This is a genomic window from Fibrobacter sp. UBA3718 (genome assembly GCF_002371935.1).
GTDB lineage: Bacteria > Fibrobacterota > Fibrobacteria > Fibrobacterales > Fibrobacteraceae > Fibrobacter.
Window position 1 is genome coordinate 173,985 of sequence record NZ_DFHR01000024.1, and the last position, 23,455, is coordinate 197,439.

The 23,455-nt window shown below is 55.8% G+C and carries 21 protein-coding genes; 9 read left to right on the forward strand and 12 right to left on the reverse strand.

The features are described 5' to 3' along the window. Positions 1–4 precede the first annotated feature (4 nt). Together B4A77_RS11255 and B4A77_RS11260 are read right to left on the reverse strand one after the other, a co-directional pair. On the reverse strand, positions 5–730 hold the full coding sequence (locus B4A77_RS11255; RefSeq protein WP_290740798.1) for a M15 family metallopeptidase: 726 nt from the start codon (positions 728–730) through the stop codon (positions 5–7). Next, positions 727–3,078, reverse strand: coding sequence for a hypothetical protein (locus B4A77_RS11260; protein WP_290740801.1), 2,352 nt, complete (start codon positions 3,076–3,078; stop codon positions 727–729). Before B4A77_RS11260 ends, B4A77_RS11255 begins: the two co-directional genes overlap by 4 nt. Positions 3,079–3,137: 59 nt before the next feature. Here B4A77_RS11260 and B4A77_RS11265 point away from each other — a divergent pair, with 59 nt between their 5' ends. The 6 genes from B4A77_RS11265 to nth all read left to right on the forward strand — a co-directional run bounded on the left by B4A77_RS11265 (position 3,138) and on the right by nth (position 7,403). Then, on the forward strand, positions 3,138–3,917 hold the full coding sequence (locus tag B4A77_RS11265; protein WP_290740804.1) for a nitrilase-related carbon-nitrogen hydrolase: 780 nt from the start codon (positions 3,138–3,140) through the stop codon (positions 3,915–3,917). A 215-nt stretch (positions 3,918–4,132) separates the two neighbouring features. After that, positions 4,133–4,273, forward strand: a complete 141-nt coding sequence (locus tag B4A77_RS11270) for a hypothetical protein (RefSeq protein ID WP_173365295.1) — start codon at positions 4,133–4,135, stop codon at positions 4,271–4,273. A gap of 12 nt (positions 4,274–4,285) precedes the next feature. Further along, positions 4,286–4,645: a hypothetical protein gene (locus B4A77_RS11275; protein ID WP_173365315.1), complete on the forward strand. Its 360-nt coding sequence runs from the start codon at positions 4,286–4,288 to the stop codon at positions 4,643–4,645. A 22-nt stretch (positions 4,646–4,667) separates the two neighbouring features. Beyond that, positions 4,668–5,885 (forward strand): phosphotransferase, encoded by a 1,218-nt coding sequence (locus B4A77_RS11280; RefSeq protein ID WP_290740807.1) that lies wholly within the window; start codon positions 4,668–4,670, stop codon positions 5,883–5,885. Positions 5,886–5,922: 37 nt separating this feature from the next. Next, positions 5,923–6,711, forward strand: a complete 789-nt coding sequence (gene cysE, locus B4A77_RS11285) for a serine O-acetyltransferase (protein ID WP_290731942.1) — start codon at positions 5,923–5,925, stop codon at positions 6,709–6,711. Between the two features lie 68 nt (positions 6,712–6,779). Beyond that, complete coding sequence (gene nth / locus B4A77_RS11290; protein WP_290740810.1) at positions 6,780–7,403, forward strand: endonuclease III; 624 nt, start codon at positions 6,780–6,782, stop codon at positions 7,401–7,403. A gap of 95 nt (positions 7,404–7,498) precedes the next feature. Here the strand turns inward: nth and B4A77_RS11295 are convergent, their stop codons facing one another. Genes B4A77_RS11295 through B4A77_RS11315 form a run of 5 tightly spaced genes read right to left on the reverse strand, consistent with a single transcriptional unit; the run spans position 7,499 to position 12,964 of the window. Continuing rightward, the gene (locus tag B4A77_RS11295; RefSeq protein WP_290734948.1) at positions 7,499–8,437 is read right to left on the reverse strand and encodes a UDP-glucuronic acid decarboxylase family protein; all 939 of its coding nucleotides are present in this window, start codon (positions 8,435–8,437) and stop codon (positions 7,499–7,501) included. Between the two features lie 18 nt (positions 8,438–8,455). Further along, entirely contained in the window at positions 8,456–9,301 is an 846-nt protein-coding gene (locus B4A77_RS11300) for a type III pantothenate kinase (RefSeq protein ID WP_290731948.1), read from the reverse strand. A 15-nt stretch (positions 9,302–9,316) separates the two neighbouring features. Beyond that, positions 9,317–10,180 (reverse strand): carboxylating nicotinate-nucleotide diphosphorylase, encoded by an 864-nt coding sequence (nadC, locus tag B4A77_RS11305; protein ID WP_290740813.1) that lies wholly within the window; start codon positions 10,178–10,180, stop codon positions 9,317–9,319. Continuing rightward, positions 10,180–11,631 (reverse strand): sugar transferase, encoded by a 1,452-nt coding sequence (locus B4A77_RS11310; RefSeq protein WP_173382273.1) that lies wholly within the window; start codon positions 11,629–11,631, stop codon positions 10,180–10,182. Before B4A77_RS11310 ends, nadC begins: the two co-directional genes overlap by 1 nt. A gap of 43 nt (positions 11,632–11,674) precedes the next feature. Next, on the reverse strand, positions 11,675–12,964 hold the full coding sequence (locus B4A77_RS11315) for a homoserine dehydrogenase (protein WP_290740816.1): 1,290 nt from the start codon (positions 12,962–12,964) through the stop codon (positions 11,675–11,677). A gap of 187 nt (positions 12,965–13,151) precedes the next feature. Here B4A77_RS11315 and B4A77_RS11320 point away from each other — a divergent pair, with 187 nt between their 5' ends. Next, positions 13,152–14,324, forward strand: a complete 1,173-nt coding sequence (locus B4A77_RS11320) for a sugar transferase (RefSeq protein ID WP_173365310.1) — start codon at positions 13,152–13,154, stop codon at positions 14,322–14,324. Between the two features lie 62 nt (positions 14,325–14,386). Continuing rightward, positions 14,387–16,525 (forward strand): glycoside hydrolase family 30 beta sandwich domain-containing protein, encoded by a 2,139-nt coding sequence (locus B4A77_RS11325; protein WP_290740819.1) that lies wholly within the window; start codon positions 14,387–14,389, stop codon positions 16,523–16,525. Between the two features lie 78 nt (positions 16,526–16,603). Here the strand turns inward: B4A77_RS11325 and B4A77_RS11330 are convergent, their stop codons facing one another. From B4A77_RS11330 to B4A77_RS11350, 5 genes are all read right to left on the reverse strand, one after another. Further along, on the reverse strand, positions 16,604–17,242 hold the full coding sequence (locus tag B4A77_RS11330; RefSeq protein WP_173365308.1) for a hypothetical protein: 639 nt from the start codon (positions 17,240–17,242) through the stop codon (positions 16,604–16,606). Between the two features lie 84 nt (positions 17,243–17,326). Further along, entirely contained in the window at positions 17,327–18,136 is an 810-nt protein-coding gene (murI, locus tag B4A77_RS11335) for a glutamate racemase (RefSeq protein ID WP_290723415.1), read from the reverse strand. Beyond that, positions 18,133–20,292 carry a UvrD-helicase domain-containing protein gene (locus B4A77_RS11340; protein WP_290740822.1) on the reverse strand — a complete coding sequence of 720 codons (2,160 nt, stop codon included), beginning with the start codon at positions 20,290–20,292 and terminating at the stop codon, positions 18,133–18,135. Before B4A77_RS11340 ends, murI begins: the two co-directional genes overlap by 4 nt. 61 nt (positions 20,293–20,353) lie before the next feature. Next, a complete protein-coding gene (locus tag B4A77_RS11345; protein ID WP_173382276.1) occupies positions 20,354–21,355 on the reverse strand; it encodes a lysylphosphatidylglycerol synthase transmembrane domain-containing protein in 1,002 nt (333 codons plus the stop codon). Positions 21,356–21,361: 6 nt separating this feature from the next. Next, entirely contained in the window at positions 21,362–22,141 is a 780-nt protein-coding gene (locus tag B4A77_RS11350) for a class I SAM-dependent methyltransferase (protein ID WP_173365307.1), read from the reverse strand. 262 nt (positions 22,142–22,403) lie between these two features. Between B4A77_RS11350 and B4A77_RS11355 the strand changes: the two genes are divergently transcribed. Further along, entirely contained in the window at positions 22,404–23,216 is an 813-nt protein-coding gene (locus B4A77_RS11355; RefSeq protein ID WP_173365306.1) for a sigma-70 family RNA polymerase sigma factor, read from the forward strand. The last annotated feature ends 239 nt before the right edge of the window (positions 23,217–23,455 follow it).

The following is a 23,455-nucleotide window of genomic DNA, read 5'->3' on the forward strand; positions in this document are numbered from 1 at the left end:
CGCCTTACATCGGGAACAGCCTGTAGTGTTCTCGCGTATAAGTGCTCGTGTAGGCGTTAAAATGCCACCATTCGTGTTTCAGCATCACCCAGCCGGCAGCCTTCATGATACGGCGCAGCTTGTTCCTATTGTCAACCTGTTCCTGCGTCAGCCGCCCGCTCTTGAGCGCATCCGCCTCGCCTACCGCGCCCGCACAGCGCTCGAACGAATCGAAATCCGTCCCCATGTCGAGCAGCGCACCCGAGCTATCGGTAATGCTTAGGTCCAGCGCGAGGCCGTAGTTGTGCAGGCCGCCCCTCACCGCCGACGAGACGAAGTTGGTGTACGGAGTCCCCTGCACAGTCTTCTTGAGTGCCGCCTGCGCATAAATGGGGCGCGCCGCATCGAAAATCACGAGCTTCGAACCGGGCATCTCCTTTTCCATGATGGCGAAGGTCTTCTTGAGTTTTGCGTAGGCGTCCCTGTGGACAAAGGCTCTCTGCTCGCCGCAATACAGGTCGTGCCCCGTTACGTTGTTAAAAGTCCCGTAACGCAAGTCCATGACAAGCAGGGGTTCATTGGTTATTTCCACAAGATCCTTGTTCGACGATGCGTATTCGATCCACTTTTGGACCTCCGCACAGAAGCGCTTCGGCTCCTTCGGCTTCGGCGGTTCGAACCTGGCATCCGTCTCGTGCGCCATCACCGACGCTGCAAGGAGCGACAGACAAAAAAGCAGCGCCTTCATCATATTCCAAGCAGCACTTCCACGCCAAACTGGAAGTATAGTCCCATACCCTTCGCCATGAACGGTTCGAGCCTGTAGCCATTGTCCGAATTCTTGTCGCCGTCCTTCGTGACCCAGGAACGTTCGCGGGCGTTCTCGGAACCCAGGAACTTGAGCGCATCCACGTCGAGGTTCCCGAACAAATTATCCAGTTCCAGGTAGAATCTGGATTTGCGGAACCAACCCTTGTCGCGGACAATATCGAGATTCACGCGCACATCCGTACGAAAGAAATCGGTAAATTCCTCCAGGTCACGGAGCCTGCGCGTCCCGAGTATCTGGTTTTCCTGATCCGAGGGCTTGATATCGTAAAAATAGAGCGGACGGTGCAACGCCGCATGGTGCGTGAGGATAATCGAGAACAGCGAATCCTTGCGCGGGTAGTAGCGGAAATGCGAAACGATATCGAGCCGAGAATTCGCTTCCCACGGGAGCGAACCGGGACCTTCGAGTTCGTATTCGCCATAGACGGAACTCACGTTCGTTGACATCGAGAAATGGTGCGAAGTCTTCCAATCCACCTTCGCATTCGCACCGAGCACCCAGGCGAATTCCACGGGAGTAATGTCCCTGTACTGCGCATAGGCCTTGGGCAGGGGCAGCACCGGGTCGAAGTAGTAGCGGCCAAAGCCGCTCGCCTGCGCAATCAGGTACTTGGAATTGTAGCCAAGTCCCACCTTCGCCGAAGCGCCCGTTTCAAGCCTTCCCGTCAGGTTTCCGTCGTCGTAGAGGTATTTCCAGTCGCTGCGGTAGGCCGCGCTGCTGAACAGGCGCCAATACGTGGAATCTTTTTCGCTCAGGTTCTTCTCGAAATCGAGCGAGACCGTCGGGCGCGCATTGTGGTCAACAGCATCGGCCACCGCACCGAGCGAAAAGATTGTCTGCGAATAATCCGACTTCCAGTCAAAGCGGCTCACGCCCGAAAGCACGCCCGTCGTATAGTCGTCTTCCTGCTTGCCTCCAAAGTCCAGGTAACTGCGGTCGACAAAATGCTGCTCATAGAGCAGGGCACCGCTCACCTTGGAACCGAGCAGCTTCGCCTTGAATTCCTTGTCCGCACCGGCGCTAATGACCGTATGCGTCATCTCGTAGGCGTCGATAAAGGCAGCCATCTCCCTCGACGAGACGGAGTTGCGGAATCCGGTCGTATCCTGCAGGGTATCGCCCACGTTCTCGCGCACGAATCCCGCATGCAGGCTTGTCCCGAACTTGGAATTGTATTCCGCTCCGATGACCAGGTAATCCTGGTTCCCCTTGATGATGTCGACTTCGTTCACCTGGTCGTACGCAGTAGTCGTGTCCTGGCTGATGGAGTATTCGTCGGTACTGTACAGGGCTCGGAGCGCCCAGGTGTTGCCCATTGAATCGGAGCCGTTAAGTTGTGCATAGAAATCCATCGCCGAAAGATCGAAGGGGTCGGAGGATTTCACGCGACAATCATCCACGCAGTCGCCATCGCGCTTCCTGAATTCGGTGAAGAACTTTTCGCCCAGGTTCTTGAGCATCTCTCCATCGAGCCTGCGGAACGCGAAACGGAAACTGTCCCAGAAAAGGAACGGGGAATCGAACTGGATTTCCTGCACCGTGAGGCCCGCGGCCCCCTTGAGCCCCCACTCGCCCTTCGTCTGCTCGGGAATATACTGCACCGAAGTTGCAAGGCCCTGGCCGATCGGACCGCTGCCGTAGTGGTCATGAATCTCGATGCCGCTCAGTATGTGCGGGTTCACCACCGAAAGGTTGCCGGGGAACCCGACATCGAGGTGGCGCATGTTCGGGATGCGGAGCCGCCCCAGGTGGTAGGCCACGTCGCCCGCGCGGGAGCCGTCGTAGTAGAGCGCGCTGCTGAAATCCTTCTGCCCGGAAATTCCCGGCATCTGCCCCAGGTGTTCCGTCAAGTCAAAGCGCATGCCCGCCGCATCTTCGAGCTTGTCGACCGACACCTTGCGTTGCGGTTCCCACTTCTCGGGTTCGCCGCCGCCCACAATCGTACTCGAACCGAGGTCGCGGAGGTCGGTCGAGAGCGTCACGACCATGTCGAGCAGGTCCGCAAAATCCTGCAGGTCCACATACACGCTGTCGTAGCCTTCCTTCTGGAAAACAAGCGACGCGTTCTTCGAATCCACGGTAAATTCGAAACGTCCATCCGAGGATGTCTTGCCGAGTTTTTTGCCGGAGCGGTAGGTAATCTGAACTCCGTCAAGCGGCAGGTCCGAACCCATTTCGAGGACCACGCCCACGACGGGCGTAGGGGTCGCCGCAAACAGGTTCACCGCCAGGAACAGGGCTATAAGGAGCAGGGATCGAAATCTCATGGATACTAAATTAGAATTTTATGCCGCCGCAGTCCACCAAATTTTATATTTCTCTGCGTATGCTCGATATTTTTCTAGTGCAGATGGAAATCGCGCCGAACGACAAGGCCAGGAATTTCGAAAAGGTCGAAACGCTCACCCGCGAAATCCGCAAACGAACCGAGGATTCCGTTCCCGGGCTCATCGTGCTGTCCGAGATGTTCGCCACGGGCTACCTTCCTTTGCACCCCGAAAGGGCCGCCGAGGACTTTTCCACAGAATCCAGCGGTGAAACCGCACTTTTTTTGAATAAACTAGCAAACCAGACGCGATGCGCCGTCATGGGCGCGGGGATATCCCGCAAGGGTTCTTCGTTCACGAACCATGCAAGCGTCCACCTGCCCGGAAACCCGCACGAATACGCAAGCTACGACAAGCGGAAGCCCTTCTTCATGGAGCAGGGAAAATTCACCGCCGGGCAGGATGTTAGTTTGTTTAAAATACAGGAGTGGAACATAGCCCCGACCATCTGTTTCGACCTACGATTCCCGGAGCTCTACCGCGATGCGGTCAAGGCGGGAGCGAACCTCCTGACCGTGCAAGCCGCCTGGCCTGCCGAAAGAATCCTGCACTGGGACACGCTATTGCAGGCGCGCGCCATCGAAAACCAGGCCTTTGTCGCCGCCGTCAACAGCGTTACCGCCGATAGCAAATACAATGGGCATTCACGCATTGTCGACCCGTTCGGAAACATTGTCGCGAAGGCCGATTCGGACGCAGAGTGCATCGTATCCGCACGCATCGAAATCGAACCGCTCCTCCGCTACCGCGAGAGTTTTCCCGTCCTGAAAAGCATCTAACGCGTGACATAAATCACAGCGCGATTTTAGGCTGGAATAATACACTTTGGAGCACCAGTTTCGTAACTCCTTATTTATCAACAGATTATATTTTTCTTGCAAAAGGGAGCGTGTGATAGACTTTACACATTGTTTCTTACCAAAAAAAATGACATGCTTTTGCCACAAAAATATTCTATTTTCTAGATGTAAAACAAAAACACCCAGAGGTTCCTATGACATCACCAGACATGAACAAGCTGAACTACGCTAGGGCCCTCATCAAAGCCGGACTTGCCCGCGATTTGATTCTGAAAATTACGCTGATTTCCAGCTACCAGTACATGCAAATCCAACGCGAAGTCCTCGCTGCATAACGCCCGCGCCGAATGCAACTCGTTCTGACTATTCCCGCGCAGCCCGCCACTCAGATGAAAGAGAGGCAGGCTGCGCTTCTTGCATGTTATAGGGACGGCACGCTCCTACTCGACGCCCGCGATTACGAGAAGCCCGCCAGGTTCTACCTCACCCCGAAAGATGTTTTCCCCTGGGAACAGTTCCTCGCAAAGATGCTCTGTGCCTGGCAACTCGGCGACTACAGTGATGTGCCGCCGCAATTCAAGCCGCAAAAACGGATTCCGCAGTTCGTGGTGGACGGGTTTCCCGCCGAACCGCTCGAAAACAAGCTCAAGATTCTCGCGACACTCCGCACGCAGGGATATTTCCCTGCACTGACAGCCCGGAAATAGTTCTATTGCTATTTTTCAAAGCATGGATAGCATGCAAGACATCGCAAGCAAGCGCTGGTTCATGGGCAAGGGCCGCAAGATTGAATCCATCGAGACCGTGGACCGCGTCGCCATCGGGGAAACGTTTCTTTCCATCGTCCGCATGACTTTTGCCGCGAGCGAAAACTGTGAGCCCGACCTATACGCCGTCATCGAAGACGAGACCCGCACTACAGACTTTTTCTACGACGTGTTTTCGTGCGAGAAGGCAAGATACGGCACTAAGACCGGCGAATTCATGTTCATGCAGACAGAGAATTTCCCCGTAGATGTTTCCCTGCACGAACTTTTCAATATAGCCCCGCTCGATGCCGAGCAGAGCAATTCCGCATTCGCATCCAAGCATTTTTTCTTCAAGCTGTACCGCAGGCTTTTACCGGGCATTCACCCCGAAGTCGAAATCATGGAACAACTCGACCGCAAACGCTCCGGCGTGAGCCCACAGCTCTACGGCACATGCTACTACGCAGATGCCACGGGGAAACGCTACACCCTCGGGATTCTCGAGGAACGTGCAACCGGCATGCAGGATGCGTGGGCGTATTTCAACGGCGTGATGGACGCGCCGTGCGCCGAGGCACTCGGGATAGCGACTGCGAAGATGCACCGCGCCCTCAGGGGACTCCCGGGCACGCCTGCGCAGAATCCAGAAATTCCCTTTGACAAGCTGGAACATCTTTTGAACTGCGCAACGGGCAATGAAATGCACGAACTCGCCGAAAGGGTGAAAGCCGCATTGCCGAAACTCAAGCGCATGGCGAAAGATGCGTTCGGAGCGCCAACCGGCAGCGAGTTGTTCACACCGCAGCGCATCCACGGGGATTACCACCTGGGGCAGGTGCTGGTTGCCGCCGCAGATTTCAAGATTCTCGACTTTGAAGGTGAACCCTCCCGCACGCTCGAATACCGCAGGGCACTGCGCTCCCCACTTGTTGATGTCGCAGGCATGTTGCGCAGTCTCCAGTATGCGGGAGCAACATCCGGGTTCGACTGCACCGCATGCGAACGCGCGTTTCTTGAAGGCTACGCACAAGCCGCGCACGTAGATGCAGGCAACGCGCAAATCGACCTCGACACCCTCGAGCGTGCAGCCACCCCGTATATCCTAGCAAAGGCCGTTTACGAAGCCTGCTACGAACTCGAGTTCAGGCCCGGATGGTTCCACATCCCGGCCCGCGCGCTCATTAAACTCGCCTGCTAGACCGCAGCCGCCGCAAATTTCTATATTTGCATTCGCTATGACAGTCGAAGAAATGGAAAAGCGCCTCCGCGACGAGGCCTCGGAACTAGCCGCCAACGAACCGCTCTCGAAGCTCATGCTCGAAGAGCAAGTGTTGAACCGCAAGAACTTTGCCGACATGCTATCCGTCACTCTCGCCTGTCAGCTGGCCGGCGAAGTCATCGACCGCGCGGAACTCGAGAAGATGTTCAACGCGCTGTACATCAAGTACCCCGAACTGCTCGTTTCCGCCTGCAAGGACCTAAACGCGACCGTGATGCGCGACCCCGCCTGCACCAGCTACCTCGAGCCGCTCCTGCTGTTCAAGGGTTTCCAGGGTCTGCAAGCCTACCGCGTGGCGCACGCCCTCTGGACGGAAAACCGCCCGTTCCCCGCCAAGATGCTCCAGAACATCATCAGCCGCAAGTTCGGCATGGACATCCACCCGGCCGCAAAAATCGGGCACGGGCTCCTGATCGACCACGCGACAAACATCGTCATCGGCGAAACTGCCGTCGTCGGGAACAACGTGAGCTTCTTGCACGGCGTGACGCTCGGCGGCACCGGCAACGAAGTCGGCGACCGTCACCCGAAAATCGGGAACGGCGTGATGCTCGGCGCACACGCCCAGCTGCTCGGCAACATCCACATCGGCGACTGCGCGAAGATTGGCGCGGGCGCGGTTGTGCTCTGCGACGTTCCGCCGCACACGACATACGCAGGCGTCCCCGCCGTCGAAGTCGGCCACCCGACCGACGACATGCCCAGCTTCAACATGCAACAAGACTTCACGCGCGACTGCGACTAAACTAGACGAAAGTACGCTGCGTCGCAATGCGGCTCGCTACAGACGAAAGACGAAAGGAGGCGCAGGACATGAAAAAAACGGACAAGATCAAGTTCATCGGCGAAAAGCTGGACGAACTCTTCCCGAACCCGCCGATTCCGCTGGACTACTCAAACGCCTACACGATGCTTGTCGCCGTCGTATTGAGCGCGCAATGCACCGACATCCGCGTGAACCAGGTAACGAAGGTGTTGTTCAAGAAAGCGAAAACGCCCGCCGCCATGGTCAAGCTCGGCATCGACGCGATTGCAGAAATCATCAAGCCGTGCGGATTCTTCAACACGAAAAGCAAGAACATCTATAACCTGTCGAAAACGCTCGTCGAGAAATACGGCGGCGAAGTCCCCCGCACATTCGAAGAACTCGAATCACTCCCCGGCGTAGGCCACAAGACGGCAAGCGTCGTGATGAGCCACATCTTCAAGATTCCCGCCTTCCCCGTCGATACGCACATCCACCGCCTAGCCAAGCGCTGGGGACTATCGGACGGCAGTAGCGTGGAACAGACCGAGGCCGACCTCAAGAAGATTTTCCCGAAGGAAGAATGGGAAAAGCGCCACCTGCAGATTATCTACTTCGGGCGCACGTACTGCAAGGCTATGGGTCACAAGCCCGAAAACTGCCCCATCTGCAAAATCGTAGGCAGCAAATAATTCTATTGAAAGAAACAAAGATGCCCGGCAGATCCTATCGCCACTACGTGGCTCCAGGATGACAGGGCATGACAAGTCCTAGTATCTGCAAACTGTTAGCGCTCGCCCTTGAGCAGTTCCTCGAAGTAGACAATCGTCTTCTCGAGACCCTGGCGCAGCGGGATTGTCGGTTCCCAACCGAGTGCGGACTTGGCGAGGTCGATATTCGGGCGGCGCATCTTCGGGTCGTCACCCGGAAGCGGCTTGTACACAATCTTGCTCTTGGAACCGGTGAGGTCAAGCACTTCCTTCGCAAGTTCAAGCATTGTAAATTCGCCAGGGTTCCCGATGTTCACGGGTCCAATAATCTTGTCCTGGTTCATCATGCGCACAAAACCTTCGATGAGGTCATCCACATAGCAAAAACTGCGGGTCTGGCTGCCGTCGCCGTAAATCGTGAGATCTTCGCCCTTGAGCGCCTGCACAATAAAGTTCGACACCACGCGACCATCGTTCATAAGCATGCGCGGGCCGTACGTATTGAAAATACGCACGATGCGGATGTCCACGTTATTTTGCCTGTGGTAATCCATAAAGAGCGTTTCAGCAACGCGCTTGCCTTCGTCGTAGCAGCTGCGGATACCGATCGGGTTCACGTTTCCCCAGTAGTCTTCGGTCTGCGGGTGAACAGCCGGATCACCGTAGACTTCGCTGGTGGAAGCCTGCAGAATACGGGCCTTCACACGCTTCGCCATGCCAAGCATATTGATAGCGCCCATCACGCTCGTCTTGATGGTCTTTACCGGGTTGAACTGGTAATGAATGGGGCTCGCGGGGCACGCGAGATTAAAGATGCGGTCCACTTCCAGCAAAATCGGTTCCGTCACGTCGTGGCGAATGAGCTCGAAGTTCCGGTTATCGCGCAGGTGAGCGACATTCACCATACGACCCGTGAAATAGTTGTCAAGGCAAATCACCTCATGACCGTCGTCCAGCAGACGTTCGCACAAGTGACTTCCCAGGAATCCTGCACCACCGGTAACTAAGCAACGCATAGGGACCTCTCTTTAAAATTACTCGTCGGAGTCTCGCTCCAGTTCTGCGGCAGAATTGCCATGGAGCGCCACCAGGCGCACACCGTTCAGAGTCAGGTACGGGTCGTAGGTATCGATAACCTTGCTGTGCCCCATCACCATGCGGCCCCAGCCACCCGTCGCAAACACGGGAACCTTCTTCTTGCCCATTTCGTCCTTGATCTTTGCCACCAAGGTTTCAAGTTCCGCCATAAAACCGTACAGAAGACCCGCGCGGATGGCATCGTCAGTATTGTTTGCAATAACGTGTTCCGGCCACTCGATGCTTACCGGCAACAGGCGCGCCGCCTTCTCGGTCAAGACATCGAGGCTTGCGCTAATGCCCGGAATAATTATACCGCCAGCGAAGCCGCCGTCCTTCATCACGTCAAATGTCGTTGCCGTGCCCATATCCACCACGATGGCATCCTTGTAGCCACGGTCACGGAGTGCGATAATGTTGCACAAGCGGTCGGCACCGAGCGACGCCGGGTTCGGGTAGGCAATCGGGCAACCGAGGCAGTTCTTGGAACTTACCACCTGCACCGGGCGCTTGAGGAGCGTCTGCAGGGCCTTGATCCAGGGGCGCTCATGCGCGGGCACCACCGTCGAGAGGCCCACATGCGTAATCTCCGTCGGCTTGATTTTCGAAAAGCGCACAAGTCCGCCAATGCGGTTCATCACTTCGTCGCTCGTCGTTTCCTTGCGGGTAGTAAGCCTCCAGTGGTCCACCACCTTGTCGCCCTTGAAAATACCCAAAACCGTGTGGGAGTTGCCCACATCCACGACGAAGCTAAAAGTTTCGCGATTCGACTTCCGTACAGTTTTATCCAAATTCTTTTTCATGCGCAAATCAAAAAACTAGATTCGCATCGAGATGTCGAGAGCCTTCACGCTATGCGTGAGCGCACCGACAGAGATGTAATCGAGGCCGAGCGTCGCGATTTCCTTCGCGCGTTCGAGCGTCATGTTTCCAGAGCCTTCCACCAGGCACTTGTCACCGCTTTCCTTGATAATCTTCAGGGCCTCGGCCATCATCTCGTTGCTCATGTTGTCAAGCATGATGACGTCTACGCCCTTGTTCAAAAGAGCGCGCAGCTGGTCGAAGTTTTCCACTTCCATCTCGACCATCAGGCCCTGCGTGTTGTTCTTCTTCACGACTTCAAGCGCCTGAAGCACGCCACCTGCAGCAGCGATGTGGTTGTCCTTCACCAGCACCATGTCAAAGAGGCCCATGCGGTGGTTGGAACCGCCACCGACGCGCACGGCATACTTCTGCAGCGTGCGGAATCCGGGAACCGTCTTGCGGGTATCGAGCACCTTCGTCTTGCCGCCCTTCAGGGCTTCCTGGAAGGTATGCGCGACCGTCGCAACGCCGGAAAGCTGCTGGATAAAGTTCAGGAGCGTACGTTCACCCGTCAAGAGTTCATGCGTCGTGCCGTCCATTTCGGCAATCAGGTCGCCCTTCTTCACCACGTCGCCGTCTTTCTTGTGGAGCGTCACCTTCACATTTGCCTTGAGTTCCTGGAACACGAGTTCAATGACCGGGAGGCCCGCAAGCACGCCATCTTCTTTTGCAATCAGGCGGGCATGCTGCTTCTGGTCGGCAGGAATGGTCCATTCGCTCGTCACGTCGCCCGTGCGCACGTCTTCGGCAAGCGCGAGGCGAATCATCGTGAGAGCATCATTAACTGGGAATACCGGAGTGGAATTGTCTCCGTACATTATTGCGCTCCTTTACCGGTCAAGACAACGTAAACAGTACGCACCAATATCTGGAAATCCAGAAGCAAGCTCATGTTCTCGTAATAATACATGTCGTACTTCAGTTTTATCTGGACATCTTCGATGCTCGTATCGTAATGGTGACGCACCTGCGCCCAGCCCGTAAGGCCCGGCTTCATCTTGAGGCGGCTGATGTAGAACGGAATCTGTTCGCGAAGCTTGCTGATAAACACGGCACGTTCAGGGCGCGGGCCCACCATGCTCATGTCACCCTTCAAAACACAAAGAATCTGCGGCAGTTCGTCGATGCGGGTCTTGCGCAGGAACTTACCCACCTTCGTAATGCGCGGGTCATCCTTCGTTGCCCACTGGGCGCCGAACTTTTCGGCATCGGTACGCATGGTGCGGAACTTGTAGACCGTAAAGGGCTTGCCATACAGGCCGATGCGTTCCTGCGAATAGAAAACGGGGCCGTGGTCCTCGAGCTTGATGGCGATAGCCGCAAGCAGACAGACCGGCAAAGAGCATATCCCAAGGAACGCTCCGAACAGCACATCGATAATGCGCTTCACCCGCACCTGCCAGGGCGGCATCGTAAATGCAAAAAGTTCCTGAAGTTCGAAACCATGGACCAAGTTCGCCTTGAACTGGCCATTCACCACGGGATAGAGTCCCGGTACAATATAAATATGAAGTTGAAGTTCGCAAATCCAGACGAGGACGCGCATAATCTCCTGCGGAGAAGAACTCTCATGCGCAATCACAATCCCATCCACACGGTGCTTTTTCACAAGCGCAGGGAGATCGGCATACTTGCCGAGTACGGGGAACCCGGCAAATTCATGATCCATCACCTGGTACCTTTCATCGACGAAGCCCACCACGCGCTGTCCAAAAGCCGGCGTGTTCTTGAGATCCTCGGCAATCTTCTTGCCCGCATCGGTAGCGCCAAGCACGAGGATGTTATTCGCGCCGTAGCCCAAACGAAGCAAGCCGCGCAGGCAGAAGTAAATGAACATGCGGAATCCGGCAACAAGCACCATGGCGAGGCCGCCGTAGATAAAAATCCACGGGAAGCGCGATCCATACAAGTAGCCCTCGTTCAACGGCTGGTTGGCAAAGATCTTGCCTACAAACTCCGTTCCGAAAAGGCTGATGATAATAAGAACAACGCCTATCACCACCGCCCGCAACACGCGCAGAATCTGGTGCGTCCGCGACATCAGGAGCCATGAACGATAAAGCCCTGCGCAGGTAAACAAGACGAGCCATGCCACGTTCAGGATCAACCCCATGTTGGCGTAATCCGAGAAAAGCTTGGACGGGTCGTACTTGTCGGCAATCCAGCCGCTATGGAACTGGACCCAGAAAGCCAGCACAAAGCATATCGAAAGCGCCACGAAATCCGAAAGGATAACGAGAATGCGTTCCAATGTCGCAGCGCGTATCATAGCTATATCAAACTACAAAAATTGCAGTCCAGAAGGCCATCCGTTACGCGAGGAAGCGGATAACCTGGCTCTTTTCGACGATTTCGGGCAGAGCGTCGATGGCGTCCACCGCCTTCGAGGCCTTGCAGTCTAAAGTCTTTTCGGTGATGACCACGATGGAAACCTTGCCCGGGTCCTTCACGTTCTTCTGGATAATGGTTTCAATGGAAATGTTATTTTCGGCGAGGATGCTGGTAATCTTCGCGAGCACGCCGCAGGCGTCACGGGAAGTGAAGCGCAGGTAATAGCGGGCGCTCGTCTCGGAAATAGGCACGAGAGTCGCGGAATTGTCGACGTTGAACCAGCCCATCGGGAGCGCCTTGCGGCTGCCCTGGTCCACGGAGCGGGCCAAGGAAACGAGGTCGGCTACAACGGCAGAGGCAGTCGGCAAGCGGCCTGCACCGGCGCCAGTCTGAACCGTTTCGCCCAGGTTGTCGCACTTGAGGTACACGGCATTAATCACGCCGTTCACGTTCGAGAGCAGGTTCTCGTTAGAGACAAAGCACGGATGCACGCGGGCGTCCACGCGGTCGCCGTCGCGGTGGTAGATGCCGAGGAGCTTCACGCAGCAGCCAAGTTCCTTGGCGAATGCGATATCCTGGGCGGTAATTTTCGAAATACCCGTCACATGAATCTTTTCGAAGTCCACGCGCTTGCCGCTGCAGAGGCTAGCAAGGAGGGCAGTCTTGTGGGCGGAGTCGATGCCTTCGATATCAAAAGTCGGGTCCGCTTCGGCAAAGCCGAGCTTCTGGGCGTCCTTCAGAACCACATCAAAGTCGAGGCCTTCGTCGGCCATGCGGCTCAGGATGTAGTTGCAGGTACCGTTGATAATGCAGCTCAGGTGTTCGACAGTCGAACCGAGCAAGCCTTCCTGGAGGCTACGGATAATGGGAATGCCACCGCCAACGGCAGCTTCGAACAACACATGCAGGCCGTTCTTGGCTGCAAGCGGGAAAATCTCGTGGCCGTACTTGGCGAGGAGGGCCTTGTTCGCGGTCACCACATGCTTGCCGCTTTCGAGGGCTGCGAGAATCCACTTGCGCGGCATGTTGTAGCCGCCGGCAAGTTCCACAAGCACGTCGATATCGTTACCGGCAATCATCTCGTCGGCGTTGGTCGAAACCTTGTAGCCCTTCGCCTTGTACGGGGCGACTTCTTCTTCGGACTTCGCGCAGATGCAGGCGAGTTCGAGTTCGACACCGAGCTTTTCCTTGTACTCGGCAATCTTCTGTTCAAGAATCTGAATGACACCGCCACCGACGGTTCCAGTACCAATTAAGCCAATACGCAGCATATTGCGTCTCCATTTTAAATTTTTCGGAGACATAATATAGAAAAAACGGCATGCCCCGTTCTACCGAACAAGCCCCTCCTTTTTTCACCGCCCGTTGGTAAAGGTTTGTTTACGTTCAAGAAATTTGCACATTTGTGTTTTTTCCTGCCAAAACAAGCCAGGTGCATTTTTTTCTAAATTTTTACGCATGGAACAGGAAATATCCAATCCGGCAATCAGCAACCTGCTCAACGAGCAGAAGCTCAAGAACATTGTCTACCCGGCACGCCTCTTCAGGACGCGCCTCAACGAGGAATTCCTAAGGGCGAACCGCACCCGCAGGCCATTCCTGTTCATCAAGATTTACTCGCACCAGTACGACTTTTTCGGCTGGGGGAGCCCCTCGCGCACCGTCGAGCGTACCTGGCGCATCAGCGTGCTCACCATGTTCTCGCACCTCAGGTTTATCGATGTCCTCGGCTACCTTTCCGACAGCAGCGGTCTCGGCATCATCCTCCTGAATTCGGACCTTTCGACGCTCGAGTCCATCCGCAAGGAAATCCTCCACAAGCTGAACGACGCAGGCCTCATCCAGGCCCTCAGGCACAAGCCCAAGTCGCCCATCTTCAAGGCATATATCTACACCGGGCTCCAGGAGAAGGACAACCTGGAACTCGAGGACAAGATCAAGGACTTCAACAGCACGAACGGAAGCTTCTTCTCGCTCGAACGCCTGAACCTCGACCACATCTGGCAACACCCGCACAAGATTCGCTACCGCCACGTTGTGAAACGCATTACGGACATCGCCTGTTCGAGCCTCGCCCTGGTTGTCCTTTCCCCGCTGCTCCTGTTCTGTGCGCTCGCGGTAAAGATCAGCGACCACAAGGGACCGGTCATTTTCAAGCAAACGCGTGTGGGCCGCAACGGCAAACTGTTTACGATGTACAAGTTCCGAAGCATGTACGTGGATGCCGAAGAACGCAAAAAAGAACTGATGGCCCAGAACGAGACGGGCGGCAAGACGTTCAAGATGAAGAACGACCCGCGCATCTATCCGTTCGGCCGCATCCTCCGCAAGTTCAGCCTCGACGAACTGCCGCAGCTCGTGAACATCATCAAGGGCGACATGTCCATCGTGGGCCCGCGCCCGCCGATCCCTTCCGAAGTGGCTGAATACGAACCCTGGCACCGCATGCGCCTGTCCGTGACGCCGGGCCTGACCTGCATCTGGCAGGTGAGCGGCCGCAGCAACATCTCGTTCGAAGGGCAGATGCGACTCGACAATGACTATATCCGCCGCGACGGCAAGCTCGGAGAAGACTTCAAGCTGATCCTCAAGACGTTCAAGGTCGTGTTCAAGGGCGAAGGAGCTTACTAATTAATTGATGATTGATAATTGATGGTTTCTGGGGTTGGGGAGTATAAAGAAAGGATGTGTGTATGTTTAAGAAATCCCTGACAGCGGCCTCGGTCGCCCTTGCTGCGGCATCAATAGCTTCAGCCGCAAATATCACGGTAGATCCCGCCACCACGGCACAAAAGGTCGTGGGCTTCGGTGCAGGCGCCGCCTACTACCAGAGCTGGATTACCGCCATGAGCTCTTCGATGCAGAAGGACTTCTATGACACCGCTTTTAACGGTCTCAACCTCTCACTCCTCCGCATCGGCAACTGGAAGCAGGAAGACACCACAAGCATCTCCGCCGATGCCGCCATCGTGAAGGCCGGCAAGGAACGCCTCGGCAACCGCCTCAAGATCGAGATGTCCAGCTGGTCTGCACCGGGCAGGCTCAAGCCGAGTGGCAGCGTGAACGGAAACCAGGGCCATTCTAAGGCCGACAAGACACTCAAGACTTCGAACAGCGACCCGTACGGCAAGTTCGTCTACAGCGAATTCGCCGGCTGGTGGAAAAAGAGCCTGCAGGCCTACGCCACCGCGGGCATCACTCCCGATTACATCAGCCTGCAGAACGAACCCGACATGGAAGCCGATTACGAAGAAACCCTCTTCGAGCCTACCGAAAGCAACGGGATTGCCGGTTACAAGCAGGCGCTCCAGGCCGTACGCGATTCCATCAGCACGCTTGCAAACCCGCCGAAGATTATCGGCCCCGAACCGCTCGGTATCGGCTACAGCAACTTCGAAAAGTACGCAAAGGCGCTCGACGACAAGAACCTCGACGGCTACGCCTACCACCTGTACCATGCGGGTGACGGCAACGACAACTCCGGCACCAACTACCTGAATCCGGAAAACTTCCGCAAGGCGATGACCGCCATCGGCAAAAACTACGGCAGCGACAGCAAGCCCATCATCATGACGGAATTCTGCACCATGGAAAACGCCGTGCGCGAGCAGGACATGCTCGGCCTCGCCCACATCATGCAGGTAGGCTTTACAAGCGGCAAGCTCAACGCCTACATCGCATGGGAACTCTTCTGGGGCGAACAGAACGGGCAGCTCATCGGCGTTTGCCCGGGCGAAGGCTGGAGCAGCTGCACCGAAGCAAAGCTCTACATCAACCCCGAATACCACGCCATGCGCCACTACTCGAAGTTCGTGAACCCGGGCTGGCGCGTCGTGAGCAGCACCGCCGACGGCAGCAACGTCTACGCGGTCGCCTTCCGCAGTGCAGACTGCGATTCCATCTCCGTTATCGCCATCAACAAGGGCTCGGCCCAGAACCTGAACTTCTCCGTGAACGGTTACAACCCGGTTTACGCCGTGCAGTCTACCGAAAGCGGCGAAAAGAGCAAGACCGTCACCGCAGGCGCCATCATCGACGCCCCGGCAAAGTCCATCACCACGGTCGTGTTCACCACAAGCAACACGGCAGCGCTCCAGTGCGAAGACTCCCCCATCGACGACCCGTACATTGACCCCAACCAGAACTTCGGTGATTCTCTCGTGATTGTGGACTACGCGAACGAAACTTCTGCAGCGGGCTGGAAGAGCGACGAGACCCTCGGCAAGGTCACCTTCGAGACGACCGCGCTCGACGGAATTTCAAAATATGTAAAGGTTCCGCTCGCCGGCTGCGCGCAGGACAACTGCGGCTACCAGCACGCCCTCTTCACAATCCCCGATGCAGCCGCAGTGAAGGAACCGCTTACCAAGTGCAAGGATCTCGTGTTCACCATGCGTAGCATCGACGCCGAAGACGCCTCCGTAAACATCGGCGGCGCGGGCGGCAGCACCTGGAGCAACTACCAGTACGGAAACACCGCCCCCGCGGGCTCCTGGGCCGAAGTATCCGTCCCGCTCGCAAACGAAATTGACTCGACCGGAGCCCCCTTCGGCTCCACGCAGCTCTCGTTCAACAGCGACAACGCCGGCATCTACATTGCAAAGATTGTGGCTACCGGATGTGGAGGCAGTTCCGCCATCAAGGGTATGCGCACGAACTTCGCCGCAAGCGACCTGAACAAGGAAGCGAAGGTGTTCGACCTGAACGGCAACCTCCTCTGGAGCGGCATCAAGAGCCAGGCCCTCAATGCCGACGGCACGCTCCGCCTCGACCTTAAGAAGGGCATGTATATCGTGAAGACGAGCGCCTCGACCATCAAGACTGTGAAATAAGACACCTTCGGTGCATAAGAGAAACGCCTCCGCAAAAATGCGGGGGCGTCGCTGTTTAAAAAACGGATTTAAACGTCATTACCCTTCTTCGAGGGCTTCCTTGTACTCGTCGACAGTCGCGATATACTCGTCAATCTTGTCGTCCTTCGAATCCAGGTACGAAAGAATCTGGTCGAGGTGTTCCTTCTGGAACACAGCCTTGAGCTGGCGGCTCGCATGGCCCTTGTAACCCCATTCCTTGAGGATTTCGTCAGTCACCACGAAGGAATCGTTCATGGAGACGAAGCGCATCGGTCCGTATACAGCCCAGTTGTGCTCCATCTGCATGCATTCCGGTTCAGGAAGGTCAGGATTCGCCATGTAGCGCTGGATATGGCGCGTGCGCACATCCTTGATCTTGTCGATGCGCATGTAGCCCATAATCAGGTACTTGTTGCGGAGTTCGGAATCGCTCAACCCCTCGTAACGGGTGCCGAACAGGATGTAACGGCTCTTCGCCTTCAAGATGGCATTAATCGCCTTCACATTGTAGCAGCTCATCAGGCCGTAGGTACTGGTCTCGTAGTTGGGCTCGTAGAGGAAGCCCTTTTCGTTTTCGTTCAGCTGGTCACGAACCGGCATTTCGGACTGATGGCTAGTTTCCACGTAAAGCAGGCTACCGGCGGCGTTACCACGGTAATCCTGCCAACCTTCGAGATTTATTTGTGTCTTCGGCATATTTTCAACTCACCTATGATAAAAAAAACACAAGCGGACCTAAACAGGTTCGTCAGTTACATCCGCAATCTACATTTTTATAGACTACAAGGCCACCGATTCAGCCGAAATTCCCTCAATTCCGAACAAAAACGCCCCTTTTTCAAAAAATTCGGCAGTATCTGAGGTCAAATAGGCCGTCTTTCCGCCCTTAGAGAGGCGGGCATCCATCTCCGGATGCCGTTTGAGGTAGTCGATTGTCTTGGCGGCAACAATATCCCCCTGGAAAACGAGCCGGACCTGCGGTGGCAGTGCGGCCCGAATTTCGGATTCCAGAAGCGGGTAATGCGTACATGCCAACAGGACTGCATCGATTTGCGGGTCGGATGCCATAAGCGCATCCACGTCCTTCTTCACGAAGAACCTAGCCCCCTCCGTCCCGCGCTCGCCGTTTTCCACAATCGGGACCCACATGGGGCAGGCATGCTGAGTCACCTTCAATTCCGGGAAAAAATGCCCGATTTCGATAAGGTAGCTTCCGGACGAGACGGTCCCCGCAGTTCCAAGCACGCCGATATGTCCTCCTCGGCTGAACTTCCCGATTTCCTCTGCAGTCGGCCGGACAATTCCAAGCACGCGCCTGTCAGGAAACTCGTACGGGAGGATATCCTGCTGTATGCTCCGGAGCGCCTTCGCCGATGCCGTATTGCACGCAAGAATCACGAGGGGGCAACCGCGGCTAAAGAGTTCGCGGACAGCCTGGAGCGTATAGCGGAAAATCGTTTCGAATGTGCGCGAGCCATAAGGTGCACGCGCGTTGTCGCCCAGATAGACAAAATCGTATTCCGGCAGGACCCGTCTCAAATCCTTCAATATGGATAGGCCGCCAAAGCCGGAATCGAAGACGCCTATCATACGGCGGCCTCCATCCGTTCACGGACAACGTGCATCACGTCCTTGCGCGGGTCAAGCGTCCCCTTCTCGGCAGCAAGCGCCTTCACGTCCAGGGGTTCAAGAACCGTCGCCGTCACCTTGCAACGTGCGGAGCTCTTGCGGTGTTCCCAGGCAAAACCGGAACCCTTGATATAGATGGGGAGAATCGTTGCTTCGGTCTCGATGGCCAACCGGAACCCGCCGCTCTTGAACGGCACCATGTTCTCGTCCTTGCCACGCGTCCCTTCCGGGAAAATAAACAGCCTCGGGGCCTTCCCCTTCGCCATCGCTTCGCGAATCAGGGCCGCGCCGCCGCCCTTTTCGCGGTTGATGAGCACGCAACCGATCCGGTGCATCCAGAACCCGAGGAAGGGAATAAAGCGGAGTTCCGCCTTCGCGATAAAGCCGATAGTGCGTTCGATGGCAAGGAAAATAATCGGGATGTCCGCATACGAATTGTGGTTTCCCATCACGAACACGGGGCGCGTCCAGTCGACCTTCGAAAGAATCGCCTGGTTCTCGACATCGAGGTCGATTTTCAGGACCTTCATGCAGAATCGCGCGAAGGCCTGGATTTTCTTGTCGACCCAAAGGTTCACGCTGCGATGCCGGAAGAGGATAATAAAAGGCAAGACCAGCATGTGCAGGAACATGTAGGCAAGCACAAACAAGACCACTTTTATTTTGAACAAGATAAGAGGCATGAGACAACCTTGCGAAAAACCGGGCGTCCGAGGCAAGAACCGCGACTTCTTAAATTTCCGAAGCCGCCCCTTCCAGAAACGCCGTTTACAATATAATAAAAATAGGCAAGCCTCGGCTCGGGTAACTCCCACATAGTAAAGCCGCCGTTCCTCATCAAGTTGCCGTTTTCGTTCCGCACGGTCGCCTTCGCAGGTTCCCGGCGTGAGCCCCTCGCCCAGTCCCGCATAAAAAACGACAGCATACTGCAACCCCTTGGAAGCATGAACCGTTTCTACATGGATGCCGTCCTCGACCGCCAAGCCCTCCCCGAGTTCGTCGCCCGCAACCGGGAGCCTTTCGTCACGCAGGGCCTCCTCGTAATAGAGCCGCTGCCGGTTGTAACGCACAAGAATCGCAAAATTTTTCCACGAAAGGTCATAGGCCTCGCGAAGTTCCTTTATCTTGCAGACGATCCTGCACATTTCCTCCACCGGGTTTCCGCTTGTCCAAACTTCCGGTTCGCGGTTCTCCTTGAAAATCGGATTGCCGCCAGAACCGTTCGAGTTTCCCGCACGCAGCACCTTCCGCAAGCGCAGCGGCTTGTTTTCGAAAATGCGATTCGCCAAGTGCAATATGTTCGAAGTCGAACGGTAATTCCATTCCAGGCGAATCAACGTGCTCTCCTTGAAGTCGTCGCAAAAACGGTTGATGTTCCCGATATCGGCCCCGCGGAATCCGTATATCGCCTGGTCGTCGTCGCCCACTACGAACAAACTTTTCCTGTCGCCGAGAAGCGCCTTGACCATCCGGTACTGCGACGGGTTGATATCCTGGTATTCATCCACAAGAATTTCCGTCCACATCGACTGGAAATGCGACCGCGCTTCCGCATCGCCTTCCAGAAGTTGAATGGCAAGGTAAATCAGGTCTTCGAACACCACACGGCCCGACTCAAGCACCGGTTCCCGGAGTTTCGAAAGCTTGCGCTTCAGCGAAACCGGGAGGCTATCGTCAAAGAGCCTTTCGCGTTCGAGACTTCCCGACTTGATTCCCAGGCGGGCCGCCATATCCATGAATTCGCGCCCGGAACCATCCTGCGGCACGGGAGCCTCCCGCATCCCCACACGCTCGTAGGCCATGCGTTCACCGATTTTCTGGCGCAGCATGAACAGCGCAAGCGAATGGAAAGTGCAGAGCCGTACCGCCGCATCCGGAAACAGCTTCTGCACGCGTTCGCGCATCTCGGCAGCGGCCTTCGCCGTAAAAGTCAACGCAAGGATATTTTCAGGCTTTACGCCCGACGCAATCCGGTACTGGATTCGCTTCGTCAGCACGGATGTTTTTCCCGAACCCGCTCCCGCCAAAATCAAGAGTTGCGCGCCCGACTCATGGTCATGCAAAACCGCCGCACGCTGGTCGGAATTGAGACCTTGCAAGATGCCCTCGGCATCCATAGTAACCTCTGGAAAGCGGACGCCCCCTCGGCATCCGCGCTATCTACAAAAGCAGGGACGGCTATCCCTGACGGCCTTGAGCGTCCGCCCCTCTTCCCAAGAGGAACACGAACGCCCCAAACAAACTCAAGAGCAGGCTCACGAAATACGCAAGCAGCTGGATCACTACCGATTCGAGACTCGCCACGCCGGCACGAGCAAACAGCGACTGCGCCAGGAGTTCACGGGGCCCGAATCCGCCGATGGATATCGGGAGCGCACTCACGATGGCGACCAGCGGGATGTAGTAGAAATACCACGAAATCGAAAGCGCCACCCCTACGGCCAGGCCGCAGTAGAAGTGGACGAAGATGCGCAACGACTGCGTCACAAGCGACAAGAACGAAATCTGCCACCACAGCTTGACCGAACGGAAATGCTGGAAGCGTTCGAACATGTGGACAAGCCTATCCCCGAACCTCTGCGGCAGGAACTTCGAGATAACCCGCGTCAAGAGCCGCCCGAGACGGCGACTGCAAAGGCAGGCGAACATGGCGCAGAAGCCAAGGAATATCCAGATCGACGGCCAGATGAACGCCCGCTGAGCCTCGTCATGGACAAAAAACAGCGCACCCATCGCAAGGGCAAACAAAGTAACAAAGAAGAGGCCAAAGAGGCGGTCGAAAACCGTCGCGGTGAACCCGGCCCCCACGCTATCCTGCCCACCCTGCATACGGATATCGTAGACCTTCTTCACGTCGCCGCCCACGTTGCCGGGCATGAAGTTGTTGAAGAAGAGGCCCACGTAATAAAGCTTAAGCAGATGCCCATAGCCCAAGTGCACCCCCTGCCGTTCCAGGAGCAGCTTCCACTGGAGGCAGGCCGTAAAGTTCGAAGCGGCAAGGCAGACAAGCGCAAGCACGAACGGGAGCAAGCTTTCCCTCGAAAACAGCCTGTACAGGTCGCCGATGTCCCAGTCCGGGGAACTTACGATGTTCCTATAGACAAAGTATGCGGGAACAAGCGTCACCACGAGCTTGAGCGCAAAGACCAGCGCCGATTTTATTTTGGGATTGAGAGCCATGGGATCTTAGGGTTTACGGCCAATCACCCCGATGGAAAGCTGCGTGTAGTGCATTACCGGCACGGAGACAAGCGCATCGAGCAAGGCATCCTTCGCCTTCTGGTAGGCCGTACCGTTCAGCGGATACTTCGGAAGCTCGATTCCGAACTTGAACCCGAGTTCGCGCAGCATGCGGTAAAAGAGGTTCGGGCGCATCCAGTCGCCGTAGGCGTACTCGCACTTGAACCCGGCATCCTTCATGAGTTTCTTCAGCTGCGGCATAGTGAACTGCTTTTCCCACCCGGCGAACCACTTGTCCATCGCAATCAGGATATGCTTGATAACCGTATAGGGGTGGACCGTCTGCGGCACATCGCAAAGGCAACAGCCGCCATGCTTAAGGATGCGGTAATTTTCCCGGATGAGCGGGAGCGAATCCTTGAAGTGTTCGGCCAGTCCCTGATGAAACACCAGGTCAAACGTGTTGTCCGGGAACGGAGCCTTGAACGCATCGCCGCGTACGAGCTTCAAATTGTCGTAAAGGTTTTCCTTAGCACGGAGCGCGTCAACAATCTTCAAACTGTTTTCTGCAAAGTCAAGAACATACACGTCGGCGCCCAACCGAGCAAGCTCCGCGCTGTCGCGGCCAGTGCCCGCGCCCACCTCGAGCACCTTGAGACCTTCGAGTTTAAAATTCTTCTTTATAGCATGCAGCACAGACGGAGACGAAGGGTACACCTTGTTCATGTCGTTCTTGCGCTGCCAAAAACGGTTCCATACAGATTGATCGGGTTCTCTAATTGACATAACGCGCAAAATATACGAAAAAAGAAACAGGGAAATGACCCCGCAACGGCCAAGCAAAGCCCAGGCGGAGCTTTCACGGTTACTTTTCGAAACATAATTTTACAAAAATCATGACATTTGTTAAATTTAATGACAAATAATCCAACATTTTAGGAGAAACACTCGCCTTTTCAGGCAAAAAGCGGACTTGGACCAAAATTTTACACTTTTGGCACGCAACTTGCTAATAAAAAAAGCGATATTTAAAGGGCAAGGAAAGAAAATGCATATAGACTCTACCGATACTACCCTCAAACGTTACCTTGAAGACATCAGAAGAACTGCCCCCCTCTCCCGCGACGAGGAGCAGATCCTTTTCCAGAAAGCTAAAGAAGGTGACAAGATTGCCCGCAAGAAACTGATTTCCGCGAACATGCGTTTCGTGCTGAAGGTTGCCATCCAGTACCGTGGCTGCCCCATCCCGCTCCCGGACCTGGTGAGCGAAGGCGCCATGGGCCTCGTGCGCGCAATCGAATCGTTCGAACACACCCGCGGCCTCAAGTTCATCAGCTACGGCGTTTGGTGGATCAAGGCCTACATCACCCGCGCCATCAACGAGCAGGGCAACCTCATCCGCCTGCCGGCAAACCAGCACCTCCGCGTGCGTAAGGCTTTGCACGAGCAGTCCCGCGGCAAGGAAATCAACGAGGAAATCCGCGAGCTCATCCAGATCGGCCAGCGCGGCGTCTCTTTCGACAGCCCGCTGAAGGCAGACTCCAAGGCGACCTACGCCGAAGTGCTGCCCGACACCGGAGCCTCGAACCCGGAAGCCGATTCCGAAATCCAGAGCGTCGAGGCGCTCGCACGCGACTTGATGGAGCAGCTCCCCGAACGCGAAGCGAAGGTCATTACCGGCATCTTCGGCATCAACCAGGAAGCTCCGCAGACGCTTCGTGAAGTGGGCGAATCCATGAACATCTCCCATGAACGCGTCCGCCAGTTGCGCGACCAGGCACTCCGCCGCATCCGCAAGTACAACAGCAAGGAATTCCTGCAAGAAAAGAAGGATGCGTTCCTCGCCGCAATCAACAAGTAACCGACGATTACAAGCCTTTTAAGAGCCCGCGCAAGCGGGCTTTTTTATGAGACTAGGGAGGGGTTCGCACGACGGCCCCTCCCTAAAACCCTCCCGACACGCACCTAACTGCATTCGCAATTAGGTGCTCGTGCACACCTTCGGTGTGCATGAAAAAAAAAGAAAGCGCCCCGTGAGGGGCACTTTCCTAAGAAGGAGAAAATATTGAGCGGTATCCGGAACCTTTAACTTATCAGGAG

Excerpts from the sequence above, each read along its gene's own strand:
- B4A77_RS11260 (WP_290740801.1), bottom strand. The coding sequence starts at position 3,078 with ATGAGATTTCGATCCCTGCTCCTTATAGCCCTGTTCCTGGCGGTGAAC.
- murI (WP_290723415.1), bottom strand. The coding sequence starts at position 18,136 with ATGATAGGCGTCTTCGATTCCGGCTTTGGCGGCCTATCCATATTGAAG.
- B4A77_RS11325 (WP_290740819.1), top strand. The coding sequence starts at position 14,387 with ATGTTTAAGAAATCCCTGACAGCGGCCTCGGTCGCCCTTGCTGCGGCA.
- B4A77_RS11265 (WP_290740804.1), top strand. The coding sequence starts at position 3,138 with ATGCTCGATATTTTTCTAGTGCAGATGGAAATCGCGCCGAACGACAAG.
- B4A77_RS11340 (WP_290740822.1), bottom strand. The coding sequence starts at position 20,292 with ATGGATGCCGAGGGCATCTTGCAAGGTCTCAATTCCGACCAGCGTGCG.
- B4A77_RS11320 (WP_173365310.1), top strand. The coding sequence starts at position 13,152 with ATGGAACAGGAAATATCCAATCCGGCAATCAGCAACCTGCTCAACGAG.
- nadC (WP_290740813.1), bottom strand. The coding sequence starts at position 10,180 with ATGTACGGAGACAATTCCACTCCGGTATTCCCAGTTAATGATGCTCTC.
- B4A77_RS11270 (WP_173365295.1), top strand. The coding sequence starts at position 4,133 with ATGACATCACCAGACATGAACAAGCTGAACTACGCTAGGGCCCTCATC.
- B4A77_RS11310 (WP_173382273.1), bottom strand. The coding sequence starts at position 11,631 with ATGATACGCGCTGCGACATTGGAACGCATTCTCGTTATCCTTTCGGAT.
- B4A77_RS11345 (WP_173382276.1), bottom strand. The coding sequence starts at position 21,355 with ATGGCTCTCAATCCCAAAATAAAATCGGCGCTGGTCTTTGCGCTCAAG.
- B4A77_RS11295 (WP_290734948.1), bottom strand. The coding sequence starts at position 8,437 with ATGCGTTGCTTAGTTACCGGTGGTGCAGGATTCCTGGGAAGTCACTTG.
- B4A77_RS11300 (WP_290731948.1), bottom strand. The coding sequence starts at position 9,301 with ATGAAAAAGAATTTGGATAAAACTGTACGGAAGTCGAATCGCGAAACT.
- B4A77_RS11330 (WP_173365308.1), bottom strand. The coding sequence starts at position 17,242 with ATGCCGAAGACACAAATAAATCTCGAAGGTTGGCAGGATTACCGTGGT.
- B4A77_RS11275 (WP_173365315.1), top strand. The coding sequence starts at position 4,286 with ATGCAACTCGTTCTGACTATTCCCGCGCAGCCCGCCACTCAGATGAAA.
- B4A77_RS11255 (WP_290740798.1), bottom strand. The coding sequence starts at position 730 with ATGATGAAGGCGCTGCTTTTTTGTCTGTCGCTCCTTGCAGCGTCGGTG.
- B4A77_RS11280 (WP_290740807.1), top strand. The coding sequence starts at position 4,668 with ATGGATAGCATGCAAGACATCGCAAGCAAGCGCTGGTTCATGGGCAAG.
- B4A77_RS11315 (WP_290740816.1), bottom strand. The coding sequence starts at position 12,964 with ATGCTGCGTATTGGCTTAATTGGTACTGGAACCGTCGGTGGCGGTGTC.
- B4A77_RS11355 (WP_173365306.1), top strand. The coding sequence starts at position 22,404 with ATGCATATAGACTCTACCGATACTACCCTCAAACGTTACCTTGAAGAC.
- B4A77_RS11350 (WP_173365307.1), bottom strand. The coding sequence starts at position 22,141 with ATGTCAATTAGAGAACCCGATCAATCTGTATGGAACCGTTTTTGGCAG.
- cysE (WP_290731942.1), top strand. The coding sequence starts at position 5,923 with ATGACAGTCGAAGAAATGGAAAAGCGCCTCCGCGACGAGGCCTCGGAA.
- nth (WP_290740810.1), top strand. The coding sequence starts at position 6,780 with ATGAAAAAAACGGACAAGATCAAGTTCATCGGCGAAAAGCTGGACGAA.